This is a genomic window from Kitasatospora sp. NPDC058170, assembly GCF_042883905.1.
Lineage (GTDB): Bacteria > Actinomycetota > Actinomycetes > Streptomycetales > Streptomycetaceae > Kitasatospora.
In genome coordinates this window covers 1-24,107 of record NZ_JBHVUV010000060.1, presented here as the reverse complement: position 1 = coordinate 24,107, position 24,107 = coordinate 1, and the positions used below count along the sequence as shown (strand labels likewise).

General features: G+C 75.1%; 23 protein-coding genes and 1 pseudogene. 13 read left to right on the top strand and 11 right to left on the bottom strand.

What is annotated here, in order from left to right; genetic code table 11:
- Positions 1-301: 301 nt before the first annotated feature.
- Both ACFVVX_RS36955 and ACFVVX_RS36950 read left to right on the top strand, forming a co-directional pair.
- Positions 302-793: a GNAT family N-acetyltransferase gene (locus ACFVVX_RS36955; RefSeq protein WP_387952445.1), complete on the top strand. Its 492-nt coding sequence runs from the start codon at positions 302-304 to the stop codon at positions 791-793.
- A gap of 184 nt (positions 794-977) precedes the next feature.
- Positions 978-1,598 (top strand): DinB family protein, encoded by a 621-nt coding sequence (locus ACFVVX_RS36950; RefSeq protein WP_387952443.1) that lies wholly within the window; start codon positions 978-980, stop codon positions 1,596-1,598.
- 15 nt (positions 1,599-1,613) lie between these two features.
- Here ACFVVX_RS36950 and ACFVVX_RS36945 read toward each other — a convergent pair whose 3' ends face one another.
- Together ACFVVX_RS36945 and ACFVVX_RS36940 are read right to left on the bottom strand one after the other, a co-directional pair.
- Positions 1,614-2,198 carry a pyridoxamine 5'-phosphate oxidase family protein gene (locus ACFVVX_RS36945; protein ID WP_387952441.1) on the bottom strand — a complete coding sequence of 195 codons (585 nt, stop codon included), beginning with the start codon at positions 2,196-2,198 and terminating at the stop codon, positions 1,614-1,616.
- A gap of 137 nt (positions 2,199-2,335) precedes the next feature.
- The gene (locus ACFVVX_RS36940) at positions 2,336-2,770 is read right to left on the bottom strand and encodes a CBS domain-containing protein (RefSeq protein WP_387952439.1); all 435 of its coding nucleotides are present in this window, start codon (positions 2,768-2,770) and stop codon (positions 2,336-2,338) included.
- A gap of 169 nt (positions 2,771-2,939) precedes the next feature.
- Here ACFVVX_RS36940 and ACFVVX_RS36935 point away from each other — a divergent pair, with 169 nt between their 5' ends.
- The 11 genes and pseudogenes from ACFVVX_RS36935 (at position 2,940) to ACFVVX_RS36885 (ending at position 16,258) form a co-directional block, all read left to right on the top strand.
- Positions 2,940-3,845: a helix-turn-helix domain-containing protein gene (locus ACFVVX_RS36935; protein ID WP_387952437.1), complete on the top strand. Its 906-nt coding sequence runs from the start codon at positions 2,940-2,942 to the stop codon at positions 3,843-3,845.
- A 53-nt stretch (positions 3,846-3,898) separates the two neighbouring features.
- Positions 3,899-4,384 (top strand): VOC family protein, encoded by a 486-nt coding sequence (locus ACFVVX_RS36930; protein WP_387952435.1) that lies wholly within the window; start codon positions 3,899-3,901, stop codon positions 4,382-4,384.
- 7 nt (positions 4,385-4,391) lie between these two features.
- Positions 4,392-4,922 carry an MmcQ/YjbR family DNA-binding protein gene (locus tag ACFVVX_RS36925; protein WP_387952433.1) on the top strand — a complete coding sequence of 177 codons (531 nt, stop codon included), beginning with the start codon at positions 4,392-4,394 and terminating at the stop codon, positions 4,920-4,922.
- Between the two features lie 71 nt (positions 4,923-4,993).
- A complete protein-coding gene (locus tag ACFVVX_RS36920) occupies positions 4,994-6,109 on the top strand; it encodes a saccharopine dehydrogenase (protein WP_387952431.1) in 1,116 nt (371 codons plus the stop codon).
- Positions 6,106-6,765 (top strand): TetR/AcrR family transcriptional regulator, encoded by a 660-nt coding sequence (locus ACFVVX_RS36915; protein WP_387952430.1) that lies wholly within the window; start codon positions 6,106-6,108, stop codon positions 6,763-6,765. The genes ACFVVX_RS36920 and ACFVVX_RS36915 overlap by 4 nt, the downstream gene beginning before the upstream one ends.
- 66 nt (positions 6,766-6,831) lie before the next feature.
- A pseudogene (gene ligD / locus ACFVVX_RS36910) lies at positions 6,832-7,710 on the top strand (non-homologous end-joining DNA ligase); the annotation flags it as partial.
- A 96-nt stretch (positions 7,711-7,806) separates the two neighbouring features.
- Positions 7,807-8,661: a DNA ligase gene (locus ACFVVX_RS36905; RefSeq protein ID WP_387952447.1), complete on the top strand. Its 855-nt coding sequence runs from the start codon at positions 7,807-7,809 to the stop codon at positions 8,659-8,661.
- A gap of 215 nt (positions 8,662-8,876) precedes the next feature.
- Positions 8,877-9,869, top strand: a complete 993-nt coding sequence (locus tag ACFVVX_RS36900; RefSeq protein ID WP_387952428.1) for an alpha/beta hydrolase — start codon at positions 8,877-8,879, stop codon at positions 9,867-9,869.
- Positions 9,866-11,998, top strand: coding sequence for a hypothetical protein (locus ACFVVX_RS36895; protein ID WP_387952426.1), 2,133 nt, complete (start codon positions 9,866-9,868; stop codon positions 11,996-11,998). Before ACFVVX_RS36900 ends, ACFVVX_RS36895 begins: the two co-directional genes overlap by 4 nt.
- The gene (locus tag ACFVVX_RS36890; RefSeq protein WP_387952424.1) at positions 11,998-12,972 is read left to right on the top strand and encodes an AAA family ATPase; all 975 of its coding nucleotides are present in this window, start codon (positions 11,998-12,000) and stop codon (positions 12,970-12,972) included. Before ACFVVX_RS36895 ends, ACFVVX_RS36890 begins: the two co-directional genes overlap by 1 nt.
- A complete protein-coding gene (locus tag ACFVVX_RS36885) occupies positions 12,965-16,258 on the top strand; it encodes an SAV_2336 N-terminal domain-related protein (protein ID WP_387952423.1) in 3,294 nt (1,097 codons plus the stop codon). Before ACFVVX_RS36890 ends, ACFVVX_RS36885 begins: the two co-directional genes overlap by 8 nt.
- 58 nt (positions 16,259-16,316) lie before the next feature.
- Here the strand turns inward: ACFVVX_RS36885 and ACFVVX_RS36880 are convergent, their stop codons facing one another.
- From ACFVVX_RS36880 to ACFVVX_RS36840, 9 genes are all read right to left on the bottom strand, one after another.
- Complete coding sequence (locus ACFVVX_RS36880) at positions 16,317-16,637, bottom strand: PRC-barrel domain containing protein (RefSeq protein ID WP_387952421.1); 321 nt, start codon at positions 16,635-16,637, stop codon at positions 16,317-16,319.
- A complete protein-coding gene (locus ACFVVX_RS36875) occupies positions 16,634-17,014 on the bottom strand; it encodes a hypothetical protein (RefSeq protein WP_387952420.1) in 381 nt (126 codons plus the stop codon). Before ACFVVX_RS36875 ends, ACFVVX_RS36880 begins: the two co-directional genes overlap by 4 nt.
- Positions 17,015-17,092: 78 nt before the next feature.
- Positions 17,093-17,518, bottom strand: a complete 426-nt coding sequence (locus ACFVVX_RS36870; protein WP_387952418.1) for a hypothetical protein — start codon at positions 17,516-17,518, stop codon at positions 17,093-17,095.
- Between the two features lie 291 nt (positions 17,519-17,809).
- A complete protein-coding gene (locus ACFVVX_RS36865) occupies positions 17,810-18,424 on the bottom strand; it encodes a GNAT family N-acetyltransferase (protein WP_387952416.1) in 615 nt (204 codons plus the stop codon).
- A gap of 122 nt (positions 18,425-18,546) precedes the next feature.
- Entirely contained in the window at positions 18,547-19,212 is a 666-nt protein-coding gene (locus ACFVVX_RS36860; RefSeq protein WP_387952415.1) for a TNT domain-containing protein, read from the bottom strand.
- 222 nt (positions 19,213-19,434) lie between these two features.
- On the bottom strand, positions 19,435-20,754 hold the full coding sequence (locus ACFVVX_RS36855; protein ID WP_387952413.1) for a geranylgeranyl reductase family protein: 1,320 nt from the start codon (positions 20,752-20,754) through the stop codon (positions 19,435-19,437).
- A 252-nt stretch (positions 20,755-21,006) separates the two neighbouring features.
- Entirely contained in the window at positions 21,007-22,002 is a 996-nt protein-coding gene (locus ACFVVX_RS36850) for an ABC transporter substrate-binding protein (RefSeq protein ID WP_387952412.1), read from the bottom strand.
- A gap of 350 nt (positions 22,003-22,352) precedes the next feature.
- Entirely contained in the window at positions 22,353-23,453 is a 1,101-nt protein-coding gene (locus ACFVVX_RS36845; RefSeq protein WP_387952410.1) for a calcium:proton antiporter, read from the bottom strand.
- A 105-nt stretch (positions 23,454-23,558) separates the two neighbouring features.
- Positions 23,559-24,107: transglycosylase SLT domain-containing protein (locus tag ACFVVX_RS36840; protein ID WP_387952408.1), on the bottom strand; the 549-nt coding region annotated here is incomplete at its 5' end.

The window sequence follows — 24,107 nt, the reverse complement described above, 5'->3', positions numbered from 1 at the left end:
AAAGGTCCTCGCCGCCCAGGGCCCCGGCGCCTGGCCCGTCTGCTCCGTCAAGGCCGGCCTCACCAAGTAACACCCCCCACACCACCCCGCACCACCCCCGCACCACACGACAACGCCGCTGCACCCACCCGGAACCACACCGGACCCGGGTACAGCGGCGTCGTGGCGTTTCCAGGGCCGGTGACCGTCAGGTCACGCCGTCGGCGCCGGGGCACCGAGTGCCGGGTTCCGCACGCCGGGTCCTCAGGGTCGTTGCTCCCGGGCCAGGTTGGGCGCGCTCGTCTTTCATATGCTGATCTGCATGTTGACATTGGAGCGACTCCGGAGCGACCACGCACCCGCCCTGCTCGCCTTCGAGCAGGAGAACCGGGCGTACTTCGCGCAGTCCGTGCCGGACCGGGGGGACGACTACTTCACCGGCTTCGCCTCCCGCCACCGCGACCTGCTCGCCGAACAGGACACCGGGGCGTGCCGTTTCCACGTCGTCCTCGACGACCGGGGAGAGCTGATCGGCCGCGTCAACCTGGTGGACATCAGCGACGGTTGCGCCGAACTCGGCTACCGGATCGACGAACGCGCCACGGGCCGGGGGGTCGCCACGGCCGCGGTCGGGGAGGCCTGCCGACTCGCCGGGGCGGAGTACGCGCTGTCCACGCTCGTCGCGGTCACCACCCTCGACAATCCGGCGTCCAGGGCGGTGCTCGCACGCAACGGGTTCACGGTCGTCGAGAGCATCACCCTGGTCGGGCGGCCGGGTGTGCGGTACCGGCGCCGGCTCGCCCCCGCCTCCTGACCGCCGGGCGGAACCGGTCCCCACCGGCGGATCCGCGTCGGCGCACCGGTGGAAAACCCGTCGCACCGGAGCTCCCGGCTGTGGCAGGGTGCGCACCGACGGACCTGACCTGCACAACCGACCCGCACGCCCGACCCACATGCCCGACCGACAGACCCGACCGACCGCCGCCCGGGAGCGTTCGATGACGACAGTGCCACGCCTGGTCCCGCTGCTAGAGCAGTACGACTTCGCCCGCAAGCGGCTCACCGACCGCCTCACCGGCCCGGTCGTGGACAGCGGGAACGGCACGGACGTCGCGGTCGGGCCGATGACGGACGACGAGTACCTCTGGGAGCCGGTGCCGGACTGCTGGTCGGTCCGCCGACGCACCGACGGGCCGGGCCCGCGGGCCACCCTCCTGGTCGGCGCGGGCGACTGGGGCCGCGATGCCACCCCCGCGCCGCACCCGGAGCCGGCGCCGTTCACCACCCTCGCGTGGCGCCTCAGCCACCTCTCCGAACTGCTGGCGCTCCGCGCGGAGTACACCGTCGGCGGCCGCAGGCTGACCCGGGACGACCACCCCGCCGACGGGGACGCCGCCTCCGCGATCGCGGCCTTCGACACCGCCGCCACGGCCTGGCGGGAGGCGCTGCTGGCGGCCGACGACGCCGCGCTCGACACCGTCGGCCACAGCACCTACCCGTACGGCAGCGATCCGGAGGACCTCTTCCTCGACACCGTCTGGTGGGTCAACCAGGAACTCCTCCACCACGGCGCCGAGATCGCCCTGCTGCGCGACCTCTACCGCGCACGGCAGGCCTGACGAAGCGTCAGGCCGTCAGGCGGGCCGGGGCGGCAGCGGGAGCGGGAGGCCGGGCAGGCCGTCGATGCTGGTGGCGACGTGGTCCTTGCCCTCGCAGTAGGTGCCGAACTCCTCGTCCGTCTTGCGGTCGAAGAACTCCTCGTGCAGGCCGCGGTCGGCGCGGTAGTCCATGAACGGCACCGCGAACCCACAGGAGTCGCTGACCCGGTCGGCCTTCACCAGGACGATGGCCCGCAGGGCGGAGCCGTCGGCGCCCGGCTCGAAGCGGCCGAGGAGTCCCGCGAACCGCGGGTCGTCCCGGAACACCGGCTCGCCCCGCCCGTGCACCCGGACCACGGTGGGCGGGCCGTCGAAGGCGCACCACATCAGGGTGATCCGGCCGTTCTCCCGCAGGTGGGCGATGGTCTCGGCGGTCGATCCCCCGAAGTCCAGGTAGGCGACGGTGAGTTCGTCAATCACGGTGAGGGTCCCGGACCGCCCCTTGGGCGAGACGTTGACGTGCCCGTCGGCCGCCAGCGGCGCGGTGGCGACGAAGTAGACGGGCTGACTCTCGATGAACTTCCGCAGCCGGCCGTCGATTCTCTCGTAGGTCTTTCCCATGAGCGGGATCCTCCCCCATCTCGACTGCCAAGAATTTTATTATCAGCATACGAGATGGGGGAAAGCCCGCGGGCAACGCGCGAGGCCCTCGCGCGGCAGCGTGCCGCACGAGGGCCCCGGGACCAATCGGCCATCGGTCACCGCATCATGTAGACGCTGTCCATGAACTCGATGATCTGCTTGTCGGTGAGCCGCTGGCCGTCGCGGTGACCCATCGCCAGGTCCGCCTCACTGATCATGCCGACCAGCATCTCGCCCTCGATCACCGGGATCCGGCGGATCTGGTGCTGCTCCATCTTCTTCAGCACCGCGTCCATGCCGTCCTCGGCACGCACGCAGTGCAGGTGGCCGGCCAGGTCCATGGCCCTCATCTGCGCCGGGTCCTTGCCCTCCGCGATACATCGGACCACGATGTCGCGGTCCGTGATGATGCCCTTGAGCTTCTGGTCGTCGCCGCAGATCGGCAGGGCGCCGACGTTCATCTCCGCCATCATCCTGGCGGCCTCGGCGAGGCTCTGGTCGGCGCGGATGCACTGGGCACCGGTGTGCATGATGTCTCGGGCAGTGGTCACTGGGACTCCTCCTCGGGTCTCCCCCGACTTCTTGCCGTAACTGTGCGATCACCATAAGCAACACGGTGGCCACCCGCGAGCCCGGCGGCCGGCTCCCCGTCCGCGACCGGCCCGCACCCCGGCCCGCACCCGGCCGACGCCGGGCCCGCGACCGGCCGATACTGGGGGCGTGACTGCGGACCCCGGAAGCACGACCGCGGACCTGGCCGGCGTCGTCGACGAGGCGGTGCGGGCCCGGCCGGCGACGGCCCTGCGCCCCTACGTCGCCTGGTACTCCGGCTACCGCCAGCGCGGGATCGCCCCCGCCGTCCACCGCGGCCTGCCGTCGCCGTACCTGACCTTCATCGTCACGCTCGACGAGCCGCTCGTCGTGGCCGGGCACCCCGACCCGGCCCAGCCGCCCGACCGCTACGACACCCTCCTCGGCGGCCTGCACACCGCCCCCGCCCTGATCACCCACGACGGCCGGCAGTCGGGCGTCCAGGTCGCGGTGCACCCGCTGGCCGCACGGGCGCTGTTCGGGGTACCCGCCGGCGAGCTGGCCGGGATCGACCTGCCGGCCGGGGACGTCCTCGGACCGGTGGGCGAACGGCTGCAGGACGCCCTGCGGAGCGCCGCCGGCTGGCCCGAGCGGTTCGCCGCGCTGGACGGCGCGCTGCTGCGGGCCGCACGCCCGTCCGGCCGGGTGCCCGCCGAGGTGCTCTGGGCCTGGCAGGCGCTGCGGCGCAGCGGCGGGGCGCTGCCGGTGGCGGAGCTGGCCCGGGAGACCGGGTGGAGCACCCGCCACCTCCAGGAGCGGTTCCGCCGCGAGACCGGGCTCACCCCGAAGGCCGCGGCCCGGGTGATCCGCTTCGACCGGGCCCGGCACCTGCTCGCCGGGCCGCTGCCGCCGCCCCGCCTCGCGGAACTGGCCGTGCGCTGCGGCTACTTCGACCAGGCGCACCTGGCACGCGAGTTCCGCGCCCTGGCGGGGTGTGCGCCGACGGCGTGGCTGGCCGCCGAGGGGCCGGACGCGGCGAAGTTCCGAAACGTCCAAGGCGGGGCGGGCCGGCCGGCGCCAGAGTGGGAGCAGTGACGCGCTCCGGCGGCAGGGCCGGGCGCGAACCCGCTTCGAGGAGGCCGGCTCCCATGGCCACTGCACCGAACTCCACTCCCGACCGCGCCGCGGACTCCGGCAAGGCTGCCGGTGCGGCTTCCAGTGCCGTTCCGGCTCCGCAGGTGTGGCCCAGTCTGCGGGCGCGTGATGCCCGGGCCCTGATCCGGTTCCTGGTGGACGCCTTCGGCTTCACGGAGGTCGTCGCCCACGGCGAGGGCGAGTTCGTCGCCCATGCCGAGTTGGCCTGGCCCGAGGGCGGCGGCGTGATGCTGGGCTCCGACCGGGAGGATCCGGCGGGCGCGGAGCCGTGGCCGGGTCGGCCGGGCGGCTTCACCGCCTACGTGGTGACGGCGGACCCGGACGCGGTGCACGCCCGTGCCGTCGCCGCCGGGGCGCGGATCACGTCCGACCTCCAGGTGACCGACTACGGGTCGCGCGACTTCGCCGCCGCGGACCCGGAGGGCAACCGCTGGTACTTCGGCACCTACCGGGGCGCCCCGCGCCCTTCGGCGGGCTGAGGCCGTCGTGGCCCGCCCGCCCCGCACCGCGGACTCGCCGCGCGCGGCAGGCCCGGCCCGCGCCGCGGGCCGGGCCGGTGCCTCGGCCCAGGGCGGTGCACCGGACCCGACCGGGGCGGTGGCGCCCGAGGCCGCCCCGACCGCTCCGACCGACCCGACCGGCCCGGTGGAGCCGACCGGCCCGGTGGAGCGGCTGCGGGCGATCTGCCTGGCCCTCCCGGAGGTGTCCGAGCGGGTCAGCCACGGCGAGCCGACCTGGTTCGCGGGCACCGGCACGCGCGCCCGGGTCTTCGTGATGCTCGCCGACCACCACCACGACGACCGCCTGGCCTTCTGGTGCCCGGCCGCGGCCGGCGCGCAGGAGTTCCTGACGGCGCGGGAGCCGGAGCGGTTCTTCCGCCCGCCGTACGTCGGCCACCGGGGCTGGATCGGGGTCCGCCTCGACGCGGCGCCGGTCGACTGGGACCGGGTGGAGGACCTGGTGGCCGACGCCCACGCCCTGGTGGCCCCGAGGCGCCGGCCCGCCCCGGGGCCGTGAGCCCCCTCCGGCCGGGCCCCGGCAACGCGCACTGATCCGGTTTTTAGGTCAGGTGACCTATTCTTCACTCCATGGATGACGCACTCGTACGTGACCCCCGGGGCCCGGTGCTCCTCGTCGGCGGATACGGCACCGTCGGCACGGAGCTGGCTCAGCTCGCGGCGCCCGACTGGCCGCTCCTGCTCACCGGCCGCTCCGAGCAGCGCGGGGCCGCGCTGGCCGCCCGGCTCGGCGCCGGCGTCCGGCGCTGGGACCTCGGCGACCCTGCCCCCTTCACGGCCGCCGTCCGCGCCGTGGTCGGCGTGGTGAACGATCCGGACGACCGGGTGCTGCGGGCCGCCGCCCGCGCCGGGGTGCCGTTTGTGGACGTGACGCGCTGGACCGCGCGGCTCCAGCGGGCCGCCACCGTGGCCGCCCTGGTGCGGCCGACGGCGCCGGTCCTGCTCTCCTCGGCCTGGATGGGCGGCGTCACCAGCCTGGTCACCGCCGCGCTCGCGGAACGCCTCGGCGGAGCCGACACCGTCGAGATCGCCATCCGCTGGGACCTCGCGGACCGGGCGGGCGCCGACTCGGTGGAGTTCATGGACCGGCTGGGCCTGGACTACGAGGTGGTCCGGGACGGGCGCCGCCACACGGTCGCCCCGCTGAGCGGGCCGCGCACGGTGGTGATCGGCGACACCCCCACCAGGGTCGCCGGAATCGACACCCCCGAGCAGTTCACCCTCCCGCTCACCCTTGGCACCAGCACCGCCCGCACCCGGATCGGCTTCGACTCCCGGCTCAGCACCACCGCGCTGCTGGCCGCCAAGCACGCCGGGTTCTTCCGCTGGGGCCGGGGCGACCGCTGGGAGCCGGCCCGCCGGGCCCTGCTGTACTCGCCGGGCGAGGGCGGCACGGCACGGGTGCGGATCGACGTCACCCGGGCCGGGCGCAGCCTGAGCGCACAGGTCGAGGACCGGGCCGGGCAGGCCCACCTGACCGCGGTCGGCGCACTGCTGGGCCTGCGCCGGGTCCTCGGCACGGACGGCGCCGCCCCGCCCGCGGGTGTGGCGTTCCCCGAGCAGACGCCCCGGCCCGAGCACGTTGCCACCGACCTCGCCGCGCTGGGCGTCACCGTCCGCGTCGGCGGGAGCGACCGGGCCGCCGGGGACACCCCGCCCGCCGGCCACCGGCAGGCCGCCGCATGAGCAGCACCACGGACGGCCCAAGCCGCGGGGACCGCGATAGCAGTGAGGACCGCACCGGTGGACCGGCCGATTCCCCGGCGGCCCGCCCCGGCCGGGGCGGCAAGGGCGCCCAGCGGCGAGCGCAACTGCTCGACTCGGCAGAGGAGTTGCTGGTCACGACGGGAGGGGCCGCGCTGTCCATGCGGGCGGTCGCGGCGGCCGCCGGCGTACGGCTCGGGAACCTCCAGTACTACTTCCCGACCCACGCCGACCTGGTGTCCGCCGTCCTGGCACGGGTGCTCGGGCGGTCGGCCGAGCGGCTGGCCCCGCTGGTCGAGCGGACGGCGGACGACGAGGAGCTGATCCGCGCGCTGCTGGCCGAGCAGGACGACGCCCGGCTGGTCCGGCTGTTCGCCGAACTCTGGGCCCTGGCCGCCCGGGACCCGTCCGTGGCCGACGCCGTCCGGGCCTTCTACGCCGAGTACCGGGAGCAGGTCGCCGCCTTCCTCGGCTGCCGGGAGCCCGCACCGCCGGAGCCGGTGCGCCGGGCCCGGGCGCAGGTGTTCGTGATGCTGATCGAGGGCGCGGCGCTGTTCCGCTCCGGGGTCGCGGGCGAGCGCGACCCCGGATCCGACGAGGTGCTGATCCGCACGGCCCGGGCGCTGCTCGCGCCGTAGGCCCGGCCGCCGGCAGCGCGCGCCCCGCGGCCCCGGCCCGGGCAGACTGGTCCACGGGAGGCCGCAATGCCGCAGATGGTCGTGGACGGGCGCACCCTCGCCCTGTCGCACCTCAACAAGGTGTACTACCCGCAGACCGGAACGCTCAAGGGCGAGGTGCTGCGCTACTACGCCGCCGTCCACACCGCACTGCTGCCCCACCTGGCCGACCGCCCGGTCTCCTTCCTGCGCTGCCCGGACGGGGTGGAGGGCGAGATGTTCATCGCCAAGAACCCGCCCGCCGGGACACCGCGCTGGGTGCGCACGGTCGAGGTGCCGAGCAACAGCGGCGAGCTCCGCCAGGTGGTGCTCGACGACGGCGCGGCGCTGCTCTGGGCGGCCAACTTGGGCTGCCTCGAACTGCACGTGCCGCAGTGGCACGCCGCCGCGCCCGGCCGCGCCGACCGGCTGGTCCTGGACCTCGATCCCGGCGAGGGGGCGTCCGTGCTCACCTGCCGCACGGTGGCCGGGCTGCTGCGGGAGCGCCTGGCGGCGGACGGACTGGAGGCCTGGGTGAAGACCTCGGGTTCCAAGGGCCTGCACCTGCTGGCGCCGCTGGAGCCGACGCCGAGCGCCCGGGTCTCCGCCTACGCGAAGGCGCTGGCCGCCGCGCTGGAGGCGGAGCACCCGGAGCTGGTCGTGCACACCATGGCGAAGGCCCGGCGCACCGGGCGGGTGCTGGTGGACTGGTCGCAGAACGCCGCCAAGAAGACCACCGCCGCGCCGTACACCGTCCGGGCCCGGGCGCGTCCGACCGTCTCCACGCCGGTGTCCTGGGCGGAGCTGGCGGCAGCGGAGTCGGCCGAGGACCTGGTGTTCACCATCGCCGAGGTGCCGAAACGGCTGGCGGAGCAGGGCGACCTGCTGGCGCCGCTGCTGGACCGGGCCCGCGCCCGCCCGCTACCGGCAGCACCCGCCGCGGCCGCCCCGAGCGCCGCAAGCACCCCGGCCGCACCGACCACCCCGACCGCCGCTGCGCCCCTGACCCCGCCCGTGGAGGTGATGCGCCCCGCCGCCGTCCCGGCCGTCCCCCCGGCGGACGGGCTGGGCGGGGCGGGCGTCCAGTACGAACTGAAGCTGGACGGCTTCCGCTGCCTGGCCTTCGCGCGCGGGCAGCGCCCCCCGTACCTCCAGTCCCGGTCCGGGCGGGATCTCGCCCCCGAGTTCCCGTCGATCGCCGCCGCCGTCGCCCGGCTGCCCACCGGGCTGGTCCTGGACGCGGAGCTGGTCGCCTGGCGCGGCGGGCGGTTCGCCTTCGAGGAACTGCTGCGCACCCGCCGGTCCCGGGCCTCCGAGGACGTGGCGCTCGGACTGATCGCCTTCGACGTCCTGGCCCTGCCCGGCGGCCGCGACGTCCGCCGCCTCCCGCTCACCGACCGCCGGCGGCTGCTGCTCACCGCACTCGCCGACGTCCCCCCGCCGATCCAGCCCGTGCTGGCCACCACCGACCGCGCGGAGGCGCTGACCTGGATGGAACAACTGGCCGACACCGGCGTCGAGGGCCTGGTCTGCAAGGCCGCCGGCTCCGCCTACCGCGCCCGCGGGGCCGGCCGGGTCTGGGTGAAGTACCGGCGCAGCGACACCGTCGACGCCACCGTCCGCGCCCTCACCGGCACGTCGGCCCGCCCCCGCGCGCTCGTCCTCGAACTCGACGACGGCCGGGTGCTGCTCTCCTCCCCGCAGCTGACGCCGCTGCAGTCCCGCCAGGTCGCCGAGGCGGCGGCCGGTCTGCTCGCCCCGCCGGTCCGCGACCCCGACCACGGCACCCTCCGCCCGCTGACCGCGCCGCTGCGGGCCGAGGTCACCCTCACCGGCCGCCCGCCGACGGCGGCCTTCGCCCGCCTCCGCGGGGACTGATCAGCGGGGACTGATCAGCAGGGGCTGATCAAGGGTGGCGGCAAACTGCGTGGCGGACCGACCGACAGCCGTCGATCGATCAGGTCACCTCCCCCACTCCGGTGTTGGTACTGTTCTGTCCCGCATTCGCCCCGCCCGGGACGGCCTCGGCGCCGGTGCGGCGGGCGGCGAGTGGTGGGTGGGACAGCACGTTCGGCGGGCGGGGGATGGGAACGATGGCGACCGACCGGGTGAAGCCGCAGCTGGTCTTCGTGCACGGCATCGGCGGCCCACGCGAGCCGCAGCAGCAACTCGCCGAGTGGAAACAGGCGCTGGCGCACGGGGCGCGGACCGCCGGATACGCCTCGGAGATCTCCGCGCTGACCATGGACTGGTCCGCCGACTCCTCCTTCGCCTACTACGGCGACCTGTTCACCACCGGCCAGGGCCAGGGAGCGGGCCAGGGCGCGGGCGGCGGCGGGGAGTCGGACGACCAGCAGGCTCAGCTCACGCTCGACCTGCTGGCGGAGCTCCTCGACGAGCTCGCGGCCCTGCCCGAGCACCGCGGCAACCGGGGCCTCGACCGGGTACGCGCCCAACTGCGGCCGGGCGAACAGGCGCAGGGGACGTTGAACACGGTGCGGCACCTGAACCGGATGCTGGCCGCCGTCGCCGCTGTCCCCGGGCTCAGCTGGGGCGCGCGTCGGCTCAGCCGGGTCGAGCTGCTCGGAATCCTCTCCCAGCCGGGCCGCTACCTGCGGCGGGCCGAGCCGGACGCCGCCGGGCGGACCCTCGACCAGCGGATCCGCGCGCGGGTCCTCGGCTGCCTGGACCCGTCGCGGCCCGCGATCGTGCTGGCGCACTCGCTGGGCACCGTGGTCGCCCTGGAGTCACTGGCCGAGTACACCGGTCCGGTCAGCCTGTTCGTGACCGTCGGCTCGCCGATCACCACCCGCGGCGTGGTCTGGCCGCTGCTGCGGCCGCGCCCGCCGGCCACCCCGGAGTCCGTCGCCGCCTGGGCCGACTTCCGGGACGGCGACGATGTCGTGGTGCCCAAGCGCAGGCTGGCCGACGCCGTCTCGCCGAACTCCGCCGGGATCCGGCCGACCCCGCACCGGCTGGAGTCGGCCACGCTCTGGTCCCACGACGCCACCAGGTACCTGCGGCGCGAAGAGGTCGCGGGGCCGGTGATGGAGACGCTGGCGGCCCTGACCGCCGCGCGGTCATGAGCGAGGCCTGGCAGCCGCCGGTCCGTCACCTCCTCCTGATAGCCACCCAGTGCACGGCGATGCCGCACCTGACGGACCTGGAGACGGTGGCCGACGGGCTGTTCGACGTGCTCACCGACCCCGGCATCGGCGGCTGCGAGCCCAGCCCGGCGGCCGACCCCGCCCACCTGCGGTCGGGCACGGTCACCTGGCGCGAGGTCGAGGACGCCGTCCGCGCCGCCGTCCGAGCGGCCGGGGAGGCCGGTGCGACCCTCGTCCTCGCCCTGCTCGGCCACGGGCAGACCCCGGCCACCGGCGGGCCGCTCTGGTACATGGCCGCCGACAGCCTCCCCGACACGGTGGACGGGTCGATCGACGTGGCCGCCCTGCTCGACCGGGCCACCGACCACCCCGGCGTCGCCGGCGTCATCGCGCTGCTCGACACCTGCCATGCCGCGACCGGGGTGCCCGGCACCGGCGCCCTGACCGGCGGCTTCCGGAACGGCCGGAAGCGCCTGGCGGCCCTGCTGGCCAGCGGCGTCCAGCAGGAGGCGTTCCGGCTCGACTTCAGCCGCGCGCTGACCGCGCTGCTCCGCGAGGGGCTGCCGGGCGAGGGCGACCAGCTCCGCCCCGGCGCACTGAAGCTGCGGATCGCACCGGAGCTGGACGACCAGGACGTCCACGCCGTCGAGTACGACGGCGACGCCGACGCCGACGGTCCGCTCTGGCTCGCGCTGAACCGCCGCCGGCGCGCCTGGAGGCCCTCCGCCGCCGTCGGCGCGATCGGCGCCGAGGACCTCGCCAGGGCCCTGCGCGGCCGGCCCGACGCCCCGTCCGGTGGCCCGGCCGCGCCCGGCGGCTGGACCAGGCAGGCGCTGCTCGACCTCTCCGCACAGGGCCGCGGTCCGGGCGCACCGCCGGCCGCCCGCTGGGCCGGCGAGGTGGCGGACGGCGTGGTCGCCGCGATGGACACCGGCGCCCTGCTCGTCGAACTGGCCGGAACCGCCCTGACCACCCCGCTGCTGCGCCGGCTGGCCGCCGAGTTCAACCGCCACCGGGCCACCGGCGGCGCCCCGCCGGTCCGGCCGCCCGGCTCGCTGACCGGCCGCCCGCTGCTGCAGCACCTGCTGGAACACGCCGCCCTGCGCGCGCCGGCCGCGTCCGACGGCTCACCGCACCAGGCCCTGGCCTGGTACGTGGTCGCCATGGCGGAGGCCTGCCACTACGACCTGTCGGACGCCCGGGTGCGGCGCTGGGCGCGCGACACCGGCGACCCGATCGGCCTCAACACCGTCCGCGAGACGTACCGGCGGCAGCGGCAGGAGCGCGCCCTGCGGCTGGTGGTCAGCCTGCACGCGGCCCAGGTCGACTGGCCCGACTCGCTGTCCGCCTGCCTGCGGGACGGGCCGGACTGCCTGCACCACCGGCACTTCCCGTGCCGGCCCGACCAGACCGGCGTCGAGCAGGCGCTGCCCGAGGTCGTCGACTGGGCGGAGCGCCTGCTGCCGCCCGGTTCCCTGGTACGGCACGTCGACATCGTGGCGGCGGCCCCCGTCCTGCTGGACTGGCACCCGGAGCGGGCCAGGGTCGGGATCCTCCGGCTCGGTGTCAACGCCACGGTGACGCTCCGCTGGGCGGGCCGGCTCGTCGTACCGGCCCGGCTGCGCGGCATGAACGAACACGCCCGCGCCCTGCTGGAGAAGATGGAACAGCAGCCGCTCGACCGGTGCGCACCCGTGGACTGGGTGGACCCCGCCGAATCCGGGGCGGAGCAGCTCGCCGAGGCACTGCAGTCCGGGGCCTACCAGCGGGCGGTCGGGATCGGCCGCCGCCCGCCCCAGCTCCAGGACCTGGCCGCCGCCTTCCTGCCCTACACGCCCATCCTGTTCTGGCCCTGCACGGACGCCGACCACGACGCGGACCTCGCCGAGGAGAGACGGGCCTGTCTCACCCACCTGTGGGAGAGCCTGCCCGAGGGGCTCGGCGACGCCTACCGCCGCCGCTGGCAGGGCCGCGGCGACCGCGACCCGGTGACGGACGGCCACCTCGTCCAGCTGGCCGACCTGCGCTCCGCCTGGCACGACCACGACTGGCTCGACTTCTGCACCCGCTACGACCAGCACGCGCCCGCCGCCCCGAGGAGCACCTGATGTCCTGGAACACCTACTACCGCGGCGACGGAGAGCCACGCGACGTCACCCTCGCTCCCCCGCCGCCGTGGCGCAGCTTCACCCGCGGCGACGCGCACCGGGCCTTCCTGCCGCCCGACGGGCTGACCGACGCCGTCAACGCGGCCCTGTACCTGCACCGCCCGCTGCTGATCACGGGGAACACCGGTACCGGCAAGTCCACCGTGATCGAGCAGGTCGCGGCCGAGCTGAAGCTCGGCGAGCCCCTGCGCTGGCACATCACCTCCCGCAGCACCCTGCCGGAGGCGCTCTGCCGGTACGACGCGCTCGGCCACATCCACGCCCTCCGGATCCAGCCGCCCCCCGCCGGTCCCCGGTCCGGCCGCAGCGGCCGCGCCGCCCGGCGGTCCGGCCACGCCGACATCGCCCCGTTCCTCCAGCTGGGCCCGCTGGGAACGGCGCTGATGCCCGGGGACCGGCCCAGGGCGCTGCTCGTCGACGAGATCGACAAGAGCGACATCGACCTGCCCGCCGACCTGCTGGACGTCCTGGAGAGCGGGCGCTTCGAGATCCCCGAACTGGTCCGCCACCCCCGGCACGAGGCGCGGGTCCGCGAGTGGGAGGGGCGCACCACCCACCTGGTGAAGCGCGGCAAGGTCCAGTGCACGACCTTCCCCTTCATCGTGATGACCAGCAACGGCGAGCGCGACTTCCCCGCCCCCTTCCTGCGCCGCTGCATCCGCTACGACATGCCGACCCCGACCCGGGAGACCCTGCGCCGCGCGGTCGAGTCCCACCTCGGGGCCGGGGTGGACGCGCTGGGCCCGGCCGCCGAGCTCATCACCGCGTTCGCCGAACGGGTCGGCCGGGGCGAGCAGTTGGCGGTGGACCAGCTGCTGAACGCGGTCCGGCTGGTGACCGACGACCAGGCCCCGACCGGCGACCAGCGGGACCGGCTGCTCGGGCTGATGCTGCGGGACCTCTCCAGTGCCTGAACGTGACAGCGTCTCGGCGCTCGTCGAGGCCCTCAGCAGCCTCCTTCCCCCGGACACGGACGCGACCGCGCTGGCGGACGCGCTGTGGCTGGCCGCCGCGCCGGTCGCGGCCGGGAGCGGCCCGGAGCGTTCGCCGGGGGCCCGCCCGCCCGCCGCCGAGCCCGCCGGGCCGCCGCAGGACCCGGCGCCGAAGGAGGGCGCCGGTCCCCCGCCCGCCCCCGCGGCGGCCGGCACACCGGAGGGCGGCGGCGGTGTGCCGCTGTTCGAGAACCTGCCGCTGCCCACCGGACCGGTGCCCGACAGCCGCCCGGTCGAGGTGGCCGCCGGCCGGTCGCTGCCGCACGCCCTGGAACTCGGCCGCGCCCTGCGCCCGTTCAAGCGCCGCCACCCGCGCGGTGCCCGGCGGTCGCTGGACCTCGACGCGACCCTGCGCGAGTACGCCAACGGCGGCGAGCTCGTCCCGGTCCTCGGGCCCACCCCGGAGCCGTGGTTCGAGGTCGTCCTCCTGGTGGACACCCATCCGACCATGGAGGTGTGGCGGGAGACCGTCGCCGAGTTCACCGCCCTGCTCACCGGCCTCGGCGCGTTCCGCCGGATCCGGCCGCTGCGGCTGACCGTCGGACCGGAGCCCCGCCTCACCGACCCGCGCGGACGCCCGGTCGCCGGCGGGCGGATCACCGCACCCGGCGGCCGGCGCCTGGTCATCGTGCTGTCCGACTGCACCGCGCCCGGCTGGCGGCGGCCCGAGCCGTGGCAGCTGCTGCGCCGCTGGGGTGCCTCCACCCCGGTCGTCCTGCTCAACCCGCTGCCCGCCCGGCTCTGGGGCACCACCGCACTCGACCAGCCCGCCGTCCGGGTCCGCCACCGCACGCCCTCCGCCCACAACACGGAACTCTCCTTCGACGTCCCGCTGATGGTGCGCGGCCTCTTCGGCGGCGAGCAGGGCTGGGTGGCGCTGCCGACCGTCTCCCTCACCCCGCACTCGCTGCGCCGCTGGGCGGCCGGCGTGATGCGCGGGGCGCCCGCCGGGTACGACGCCGTCCTCGTCCCCGAGTCCGGCGTCCTCAGCTCGCCGTTCGCCGCCCACGCGGCGCCCCCGCCCGACGCCTCCCAGCGCACGGCGGCCTTCCTGCACACCGCCTCCCCCGCCGCCAAGCGGCTGGCGGCCCTGGGCAGCCCGTTCAGCCGGCTCAGCCTCCCGCTGCTCCAGCTGATCCGGCAGGAGGCGGTGCCGGAGGCCACCGTGAGCGACCTCGCCGAGGTGATGACCAGCGGCCTCCTCAACGTCCGGGTCACGCAGGACGGCCCCGCCCTGCTCACCTACACCGGCGCCGCCCGAGCCGCCCTCGCCCCGCTGCTCACCCGCCACGACGCCTGGACCGTCCAGGACGCCCTGACCCGCTACGTCGCCACCCACCGCCCCCGTCCCGGCCGGGCCCTGGCGGCGGTCGCGGTCGAGGACACCGACGACCTCCCGGCGGAGCTGCAGCCGTTCGCGCTGGCCTCGCAGGAGCTGCTGACCGTCCTGGACGGCGGGCGCAGGCTACGGGCGGCCGCGGCCGGCAGAAGCGGCGCCGACGGCAGCGCCGCCGTGGTGCCGGTCGGCCCGGAGCTTCCCGACCCGCACCGCAGCGCGGCGCTGCTGATCGGCGTGTCCCGGTCCCCGTCCCGACCCGTGCTTCCCGGCGCCCGACCGGCGGTGGAGGGCATGCACTACCTCCTCACGTCCCCGGCCGGCTGGAACCTCCCCGCCGATCGCTGCTGGACGTTGCTCGACCCCACCCGGCGTGAAGTGCTCGACACCCTGGAGAGGGTGTGCGTCCAGGCGGACGACACCGTCCTGGTGTACTTCGCCGGGCACAGCCAGAGCGACCCGCTGGCCGAGGACGTCCAACTGCTGCTGGCCGAGTCCAGCTCCCGGTCCCGGTCCCGCCACGAGGAGCACGTTCCACTCCGCAGGCTGGCCAGGCTGTTCGAGTCCGCCCCCGCGAAACAGTTCGTGCTGTTGCTGGAGGCGTGCTCCGACGCCTCCGAGGCGGCGGCGGCCCTGCGATCCCGTGCGCCGGACGCGAACGTCCACGTCCTCGGCGCCCTGCCGGACACGCACCTGGCCGGCCGCTCCCTGCCGCTCGCCGACTCCCTGAACCGCCTGGCCTCGACGGGTGTGGCGGGCGGACCGGACCTGTTCGACCTGGACGCCGTCGCCGGCCTCCTCGCGCGCCCTCCGTTCGGCACCACGATCGTTCACTCCCGGGACTCCAGGCGGCCCGCTCCCGTCCTGATGCGCAACCCCCTGGCGCTCAAGAACCGTCCACCACACGTGCGGGCGATCTACGACGAGGTGTGCCGCTGGGTGGACGACTGCCTGAACGGCCCCTACCCGGGAGTGTCCGACGGGGAGCTCCACGTGGCCCTGCTGGCACTGATCAGCTTCGCCGACGGCTACCCGGCGCAGCGCCCCGGATCGTCCGCGAGGCAGCTCAAGGAGAAGGTCGGGCGCGATCTGACCGCCTTCCTCGCACCTACGGTCGCCCTTCACACCACACCCGGCACCGGACCGCACGACTCCGCAGGGGACTGGTACGGCCACCTCAGCACGGCCGGTCACCGCGTGCCGATCGAGGTCCGCACCCTGACCGTCCAGGGTCGGACCTGGCCCGAGTGGTCTGCGCGCCCGGATTTCCGGGACCCGCTGCGGATCACCGTCGTGCTCGACAGATCGGGCCGTGCCAACCCCTCGCTGTTCAACCTCCACCCGAACGTCGGTGTGACCACCGCCCACGGCCGCGACGGGCGTTCCTGCACGGTTCTGCTGCGGGTGCTCGTGGTCGAACCGGAGCCCGAGCCGGAAGAGTCCCTCGACAGTGCACTGCGCAATGCCGTGGCCCACGCCTGCTCACGGTTCTCGGGCGAGTCGACCGCGGGCGGGCGGACACTGGACGCCGTCCACGAACACGTGCCGCTGATGTCGTCCGTGGCCTACGCCTCGCTGTCGGAGGTCAGGCCGACGCTCGGGACGGTCGAGTGGCACCCCGTGGAGACCTACGAGCACGGCCTCAGCCTGGGAGAGGTGAGAGTGGACGCGGAGGCCGTCCTGGAGGGGTTCATGTTCAAGACGGAGCCGCGTCTGACCGAGCAGGAGGTGGTCGTCGTCGACCCCGACTGGGATCAGCAGTTGGCGAAGGTGTCCGTCCACGTGGACGTGGAGCTGGTCTTCCAGGCGCAGATCGACTCGCCCGGCCACCAGGTGACGCTGAAGTTCTCGGACGTGGACGCGCGCGGCTGACCGGGCAGGACGGCGACGGTCCGGACGGTGAGGGTGGTCCGGGGCCGGGGCATCGCGCTCACTCCCGGTAGTGCGCGTCCAGTGCGGCGCGGCCGCCCAGTTCGACCGCCGAGGGCGGCGGGGCGGAGCGGATCCGGGCGCGCGGGCAGTCGAGGTGGACGACCAGTTCCAGGTGGTCGATCCGGGAGACCAGCCCGACGGGGACGAGGACCCGGGCCCCCGGCACCCAGGGGCCGGTGTCGACCATGAGGTGGTCGCCGGCGTCGTGTTCCACCCGGCCGAGCGGGCCGTCGGTCGCCTCCACCTCGTAGCCGGTCAGGCTCAGGTCCGCGGCGTGGTGGGAGCCCGGGCGGTACTCCCACAGGTCGATGGTCATCATGCCTCCGGATGGTCCCAGGGCCGGTGCTCGCCGGGCCCGCCGCGCTCGTGGCCGCCCGTGCGACGGCGGCGCAGCAGGACCACGACGCCGACCGAGACGGCCACCCCGAACGCCCACACCAGGGCGAGGGCCGTCAGGACCGGCGCGGTGGGTGTCCGCACGCCGATGCTGAGGCAGATCGCGGACAGCACCAGCGCGGTCATCACCACGCCGGACGGTATCCGGCGGGCGAGGCCGCGCAGCGTGCCCCGGAACCGGCTCGGCCGCTTCGCACCCATCGTGCTCAGCCGCCGGTCGAGGCGCGCGTCCTGGCGCAGATCACCCTCGATCTCGTCGAGAAGCCGCCGCTCCCGTCCGCTCAAGGCGGGTCCGTCCATCTCGGTCACCTCCGACACTTCCGGTGACGTCCTGGCACCCGGCGGTTGCCCGGTGCAGCCGTGCGCCCGGTGCGGGCGCTAACCGCTCATCGCGGCCGGGCCGAAGGCCCGGGGGCGGGCGAGCAGACTGTCGTCCAGCACCTGCAGCAGGGCGCTGGTGTCGCGGTGCACCTCGGCCGCGCCCGCCGCCCGCAGCTCCGGTCCGGTGACACCGCCGGCCGCCACCGCGACGCAGGGGACGCCGATCCGGCAGGCCTCCCGTACCTCGCGGACGCTGCCGGCGACGCAGACCGCATGGCACGCGGTGCCGTCCACCAGGTTGAGGCCCGCGCTCAGCGGATCGGATCCGGGGGCGGTCACGGTCAGGGCGCGGGCCCCGGCCGGGCCCGGCCCGGTGAGCACCACCGTCCAGCCCCGGGCGGCGCACTCGCGCACCAGCTCGGCCGAACCGGGCATGGCCGGGCGCCAGTCGGTGCCGAAGAGTGCCGCCGAGATGACCGTCATGGCCCACCTCTCCCGTTCCGAAGCCCCTCGGAAGCGTCTGCGAGGAGCTTCCGAACACCTTCCAAAACGCGTCCGTCCCATGCGCCGTACCGCTTCGCACCCGTGCGGCCACCGCCCGCACGCCGTGCGCCGGCCGTGCTCTTCCAGGTTAGGCCCGGACCCCCCTCCCCCGCCCGATACGGAGAGTCGGCGGATCCGATGTAGCGCCCACCGCACAGCGACGGCACGCACGGTGACCATCTGCGCCGGGCACGATCGCGGACGGCGGGGGCGGCCGCACGGCGGGCAGGTTTACACGGCGGGCAGGTCGGCAGGCTCCGGGTCCTCGGCGAGGCGGGCGTGCAGGTGCTCGGCGTGGTACTTGCCGTCGCCGAAGCGGTGGGAGGCGCGCAGGGTGCCCTCGGCGGGGTAGCCACAGCGCTCGGCGACCCGGCACGAGGCCTCGTTGCCGACCGCGTGGGCGATCTCTATCCGCCGGGCCCAGGACTCGGCTATGCCCCAGCTGGTGACGGCCCGGGTGGCGCGGGTGGCGAGACCGCGCCCGCGGGCGGCGGGGAGCAGCCAGTAGCCGATCATGGCCAGGCCGTCGGCGCGGTCCGTCCAGCGCAGCGCGATGTTGCCGAGCAGTTCGTCGCCCCCGGTGCCCAGGATGGCGAAGGCGGCGGTGTTGCCGTTCTCCCAGCCTGCGTCGCAGCGCTCCAGGTACGCCGCGGCCCCGGCCTCGTCGGCGGCGCGGATCGGGTTCCACAGGGCGATCGCCGGATCGGCGGCCGCGGCCACCAGGCCGGCCGCCGCTCCACCGCGGACGGTCGTGCCCCGGCCCCATGGGCGCAGCACGGCGTCGCCCAACTCCAGGGTGGTCGGGCGGAAGGCGCGCTGCTCGGTGGTGGGCTCGATGGTGCTCATGCGCCTTTCCTATCCCGGCCCGCCGCCCGCGCGCCAGCGAATTTCCGCAGGCCGCAGACGCCCGAACACGCCCCCGGTGACCGGCGGTGACCGGGGACGGGCCCGGTCACACCGGCCCCGCGTCAGATCCGGGCGAGGTACCCGTTGTCCACCAGCCACAGCACGTTCAGCCGGGCCGGACCGTTCGGCACCAGGGCCGCGTCGAGCTGGTACTGCAGGCCGTAGCCGGGCTGGCCGAACCACGGGGCGATCGGGCCCGCGTGCACCTTGAACGGCTTCAGCACCTTGTAGTCGTGGTAGTTGCAGGGAGCCGCCGGGTTGCTGTCCAGGCTCTGCGGCGGGATGGACCGGGTGCCGTAAGGCAGGCCCTCGGGCGCGAGGAAGCTGCCGTACTCGCTGCCGTAGCGGTCGATGTTCTGGTTCGGGTAGAGGGTGATCTCGAACTCGATCGGGGTGCCGTCCGGCAGCGTGACGTAGCCGTTGGCCGGCGGGTAGATCCAGCCGGGGCTGCCGTTGTTCGCGGTGGGGCTGTAGTAGGTGGCGAGGAACTGGTCGGCGGAGAGCGTGCCGGTGCGCTGGTAGCCGATCAGCTCGCGGCCGACCCGGCCGGTGGTCGGCAGGTCCTCGGGGCCGAGCCGCGCGTCGCCCTGGTAGTCGGCGGTCGAGCACTCGTCGGAGGGGGTGGCGGTCGCGGCGGCCGCGTCGGCGGCCGAGGCCGGCAGGCTCGGGACGATCAGGGCGATGGCCGCGGCGAGTGGCGCGACGAGCAGGCGAAGGCGAAGGCGCACGATGTGTCTCCGTCGTATCGGGGGCAGGGCGGCCGGAGGATGATCCGTCACCCTCCGTGTCCAGGTCGCCACCTAGGCAAGCGGATCAGCTGATCCTTCGTCAACAGGACTGGCCCGCAGGTCCGGAGAAATCTCGGCTTTCGGCCAACCCCCGCACGGACGGCCGCCGGGGCACCCACGACGGCGGCTCGTGCGGAACCGGCCGAACCGGCGTCACCGGCGTCACCGGCCGCTGGGCGCCACCTTGCCGAGGACGTGCAGCAGCCGGTCGAGGGCGTCACGGGAGTCGGGCTCGGTCAGGTTGACCATCAGCCGGAAGACCGCCCGGAGCAGCGCGGGGCTGCTCAGGCCCAGCGCGCCGGCCGGTCCGAGCAGGCGGGGCCGGGCGAGCACCCGGGCGGCCAGGCGCCCGAGCGCGAAGTAGCCGTCGTACGCGGAGCGCAGCGCCTGCGGGTAGGCGTGCAGGGCGAGTTCGCGGCCGCGGTCGGTGCGGCGGGCCATCGCCTGGACGATCGTCTCGGCGGCGTAGCGGCCGGACTCCATCGCGTACGCGATGCCCTCGCCGGTCGCGGGGCTGACGGTGCCGCCCGCGTCGCCGACCAGCAGCAGGCCGTCGGCGTAGTGGGGCCGGCGGTTGAGGCCCATCGGCAGCGCGGAGCCGCGGACGGGTTCGGTGACGGCCTCGGGGGTGTAGCCGTACTCGGGCGGAAGTCCGTCGCACCAGCTGCGCAGCAGCTCCCGCCAGTCGACTTCGCCCGCCACGGCGGCGGTGTCGAGCACGCCCAGACCGATGTTGGCGGTGCCGTCGCCCATCCCGAACACCCAGGCGTAGCCGGGCATCACGCGCCGCTGCGGGTTCTTCGGGTCGCGCAGGTCGAGCCAGGCCTCCAGGTAGCGGTCGTCGTGGCGCGGGGTGGTGAAGTACGTCCGGTAGGCCACGCCCATCGCGCGGTCGGTGCGGCGGTAGCGCTTCATCGCCAGCGACAGCCGGGTGGAGTTGCCGTCCGCGGCGACCACCAGCGGGGCGCGGTACTCCACGGGCTGCTTCCGGTCGCCCAGGCGGGCCGTCACGCCGATGATCCGCCCGCTCCGCTCGTCCACCAACGGGCCTGCCACATTGGCCCGTTCGATCAGTCGGGCGCCGGCCGCCGCGGCCCGGCGGGCGAGCAGCTCGTCGAAGTCCGCACGGCGCCGGACCAGCCCGAAGCCGGGGTAGGCGGACAGCTCCGGCCAGTCCAGCTCCAGCCGGTGGCGGCCGCTGACCAGCCGCAGCCCCCGGTTGTGCAGCCAGCCCGCCTCCTCGGAGACGTCGACGCCCATGTCCGTCAGCTGCTTGACGACGCGCGGGGTCAGGCCGTCGCCGCAGACCTTCTCGCGGGGGAAGGCGGACTTCTCCAGCAGCAGCACGTCGAGCCCGGTGCGGGCCAGGTGGTAGGCGGCGGTGGAGCCCGCCGGGCCCGCGCCGACCACGATCACGTCGGCGCCGTCCTCCAGGCGGCCGGGGCCACCGCCAACGGTCAACTGCTGTTCGGGGCCGGGCATCGCGCACTCCAGGGGTCTGATCGGCTGCGGACTCGGCTGGACCCGGCTGGACTCGGGCGGTCCCGACGGTCCCAGCGGTCTCAGACGATAGGGACAGCGGCGGCCCGGCTCGCGCTCCGACACGCGGGCCCGCCCCGATGGCCGGTCAATACCGGCCACCGGGGCGGGCGCACGACACGGGTCGCATGACACGGGTCGCGTGGACCCGGTCAGTGCGGGCCGGGTCGCACGGGCCCGATCGGCACGGCCCGGTCAGAGACCGCCGTTGACCACCGCGCTGGAGACGCCGCCCGGCCGGACGTTCCACTTGGTGAGGATCTTGTCGTACTCCCCGCCGCGGATCACCTGGTCCAGGGCCTTGGCGAGCACGTCCCGCAGCTGGGTGTTGTCCTTGGCCACCGTGATGCCGTACGGGCCGGACTGCAGGAAGTGGGTGCTGGCCAGCTGGAACCGGCCGCCGCGCTGCGGCTGCGTGGTGTTGTACTGCGCCACCGGGTAGTCGTTGAGCTCGGCGACCGCCGTCCCGGCGGCGACGTCCGCGAGCGCCTGGTCGTCGTCCTCGAACTGGCGGATCTGCAGCGGCTTGCCGATCCGCAGACAGGCCGCGCTCTGGCGGCCGGCCTGCTCGTCCTGGATGGTGCCGCGCTGGACGGCGACGGCGTGCCCGCAGAGGCTGTCCAGGGTGCTGAGGTTCAGCGGGTTGCCGGTCTTGACCACCATCGAGGTGCCGGTCAGGAAGTAGTCGATGAAGTCCACGCCCGGGTCGACCTGGTGGCCGTCGTCGGCGGCGCCGAGCTGGCGCTGCTTGGTGTCGATGACGGCCGACATCGCCAGGTCGAGCTGCTTGGACTGGACGGCCGGAATCAGCTTGTCGAACGCCATGTCGGCGAACTCGACCCGCAGGCCGAGGTAGTTGCCGATGGCGGTGGCGAGCTCCGGGTCCAGCCCGGCGGGGGCGCCGTTCGGGTCCTTGAAGTCGACCGGGACGTAGTTGAGGTAGGAGCCGATCCGGAGCACCCCGGCGGCCTTGACCGCCTTGGGGATCCGGGCGCGCAGGTCGGCCTGGCTGCCGGGCTCGACGGCCGGCCCGCCGGCGCAGCCGGAGAGCAGCAGGCCGCCGGCGCCGAGTGCGGCGGCGGCGCGCAGCGGTGCGGGGGCGCTGCGGGGTCGCCGGGGAGGGAGGGTGCGTCCGGCGGACCGGGCGCTGCCGGGTCCGGGGGCGCCGGGTCTGGGGCTGCGTGCGGGCATGGGGGTGCAGTGCGTCACGGTGCGTCTTCTTCGCGGTGTGAGGGAGTGAGGGCAGGGAGGCGCCACACCGGGAAGGCTGCCGGGGTACGGAGCGCGGACCTCGTCGCCGTGTGCCCTGATCGGGCCGCCCCGGGGTAGTGGGGGCGGCCGGTCGGCGGAGGTCCGCCGTCGGGGGCGGTCCGGGCCATCCTCGCACCCTGCCGCGACGGAGCGGCCGCCGGGTGCCCTGCGAGGCACCCTGCGGCCGCTCCCCGACCCGCGGTCGGTACGCCGCCCGCACGGGCGGATGACCGGATTGCGAGGTTGGTCCGGTCAGACAATCAGCCCGCATGGGCCACAATTCGGACAGCTCAGGGGTTCACCGCGAGCACCACGTAGGCCGCCAGGATCGCCAGGTGCACCGCGCCCTGCAGCGGGGTCGCCCGGCGCGGGATGACCGTCAGCGTGCCGACCGCGACGGTCAGCGAGAGCAGCACCAGGTGGGACGGTCCCAGGCCGAGCACCAGCGGGCCGGACAGCCAGGCCGAGGCCACCGCGACCGCCGGGATGGTCAGCCCGATGCTCGCCAGCGCCGAGCCCAGCGCGAGGTTGAGGCTGGTCTGCACCCGGTTGCGCAGGGCCGCCCGCAGCGCCGCGATGGTCTCCGGCAGCAGCACCAGCAGTGCGATCACCACACCGACCACCGAGGACGGCAGACCGGCCGAGTAGACCGCGGACTCGATGGTCGGGGACACACTCTTGGCCAGCCCCACCACCGAGACCAGGGCGACGGCGAGCAGCACCAGGCTGGTCATGGCCGCCCGGGCGGTCGGCGGGCCGGCGTGGTCCTCCTCGTCCAGCACCTTGCCCTCCGGCGTGACCGGCAGGAAGTAGTCCCGGTGCCGGACGGTCAGGGTGGCGACGAACAGCCCGTACAGCACGATCGACGCGGTCGCCGCGAAGATCAGCTGGGTGGAGGAGAACTGCGGGCCCGGCGAGCTGGTGGTGAAGGTCGGCAGCACCAGGCTGAGCGTGGCCAGGGTGCCGATGCAGGCCAGGGCCGCGCCGGTGCCCTCGGCGTTGAACACCGCCACCCGGTACTTGAACGCGGCGACCAGGATGGACAGGCCCAGGATGCCGTTGCAGGTGATCATCACGGCGGCGAACACGGTGTCCCGGGCCAGGGTGGCGGCCTTGTCCCCGCCGTCGGCCATCAGCGTCACGATCAGCGCCACCTCGATGACGGTCACCGCGACCGCGAGCACCAGTGAGCCGAACGGCTCCCCCACCCGGTGGGCGATCACCTCGGCGTGGTGCACGGCGGCGAGCACGGCACCGGCCAGGAAGCAGGACACCAGCCCCACCACCCAGCCGGGCAGGTCGCGGTGCCAGGTCAGGACGAGGACGACGAAGGCCACCACCGGGACGACGACGGTCCACTGTGCGATGGCCGCGCGGAGCTTCGTGAACATGCGGCCGAGCATCGCAGACCGGCCCCCTCGCGACCGGGCGACGCCGCCGGGGACCGCCGCGGATGTGACCGGTCCCATAGCCCCCGCGGGCGGTAACCGCGCTGGTCAGCCGCCGTACTCGGCGAGGTATCCGAGCACCTTCGCGACGTGCGCCTTCACCCGCTCGGGTACGCCGCCGGTGTCGGCGACGGTCTTGTCGCTGGTCCGGTAGCCGGCCGTGACGAGGGCGGACAGGTTGCCGGCCAGGCCCCGGCGCTTGAACTGCTGATCGAGCCAGCAGACGTAGTTGCCCATCGAGGCGATCGCGTCCGCCGGGTCGAGGTAGTCCTTGGCGCCGTCGTGGTCGCCGTCCTGCGCCCAGGCGTTGAAGACGGCGGGCGTCCACATCGCGATGCCGTACTCGCCGGACTGGGGGTGCGCGGCCTTCGGGTCGAACCCGCTCTCGGCCTTCAGCATGGCGGCCAGCAGGACCGGGGTGATCTCCGGTTCGGGGCAGCGCCGGGCGGCGTCCTCGATCGGACCGCGCAGTGCGGCGGGGACGTCGGCGCCCGCCGGGATCGCGCCGGCCGAGGCCGGGACGGGCCGGGCCGACGCGGACTGCGCCGCGGGGGCGGGCCGGGCGGCGGGGGCGGGCCGGGCGGCGGGGGCCGGCTC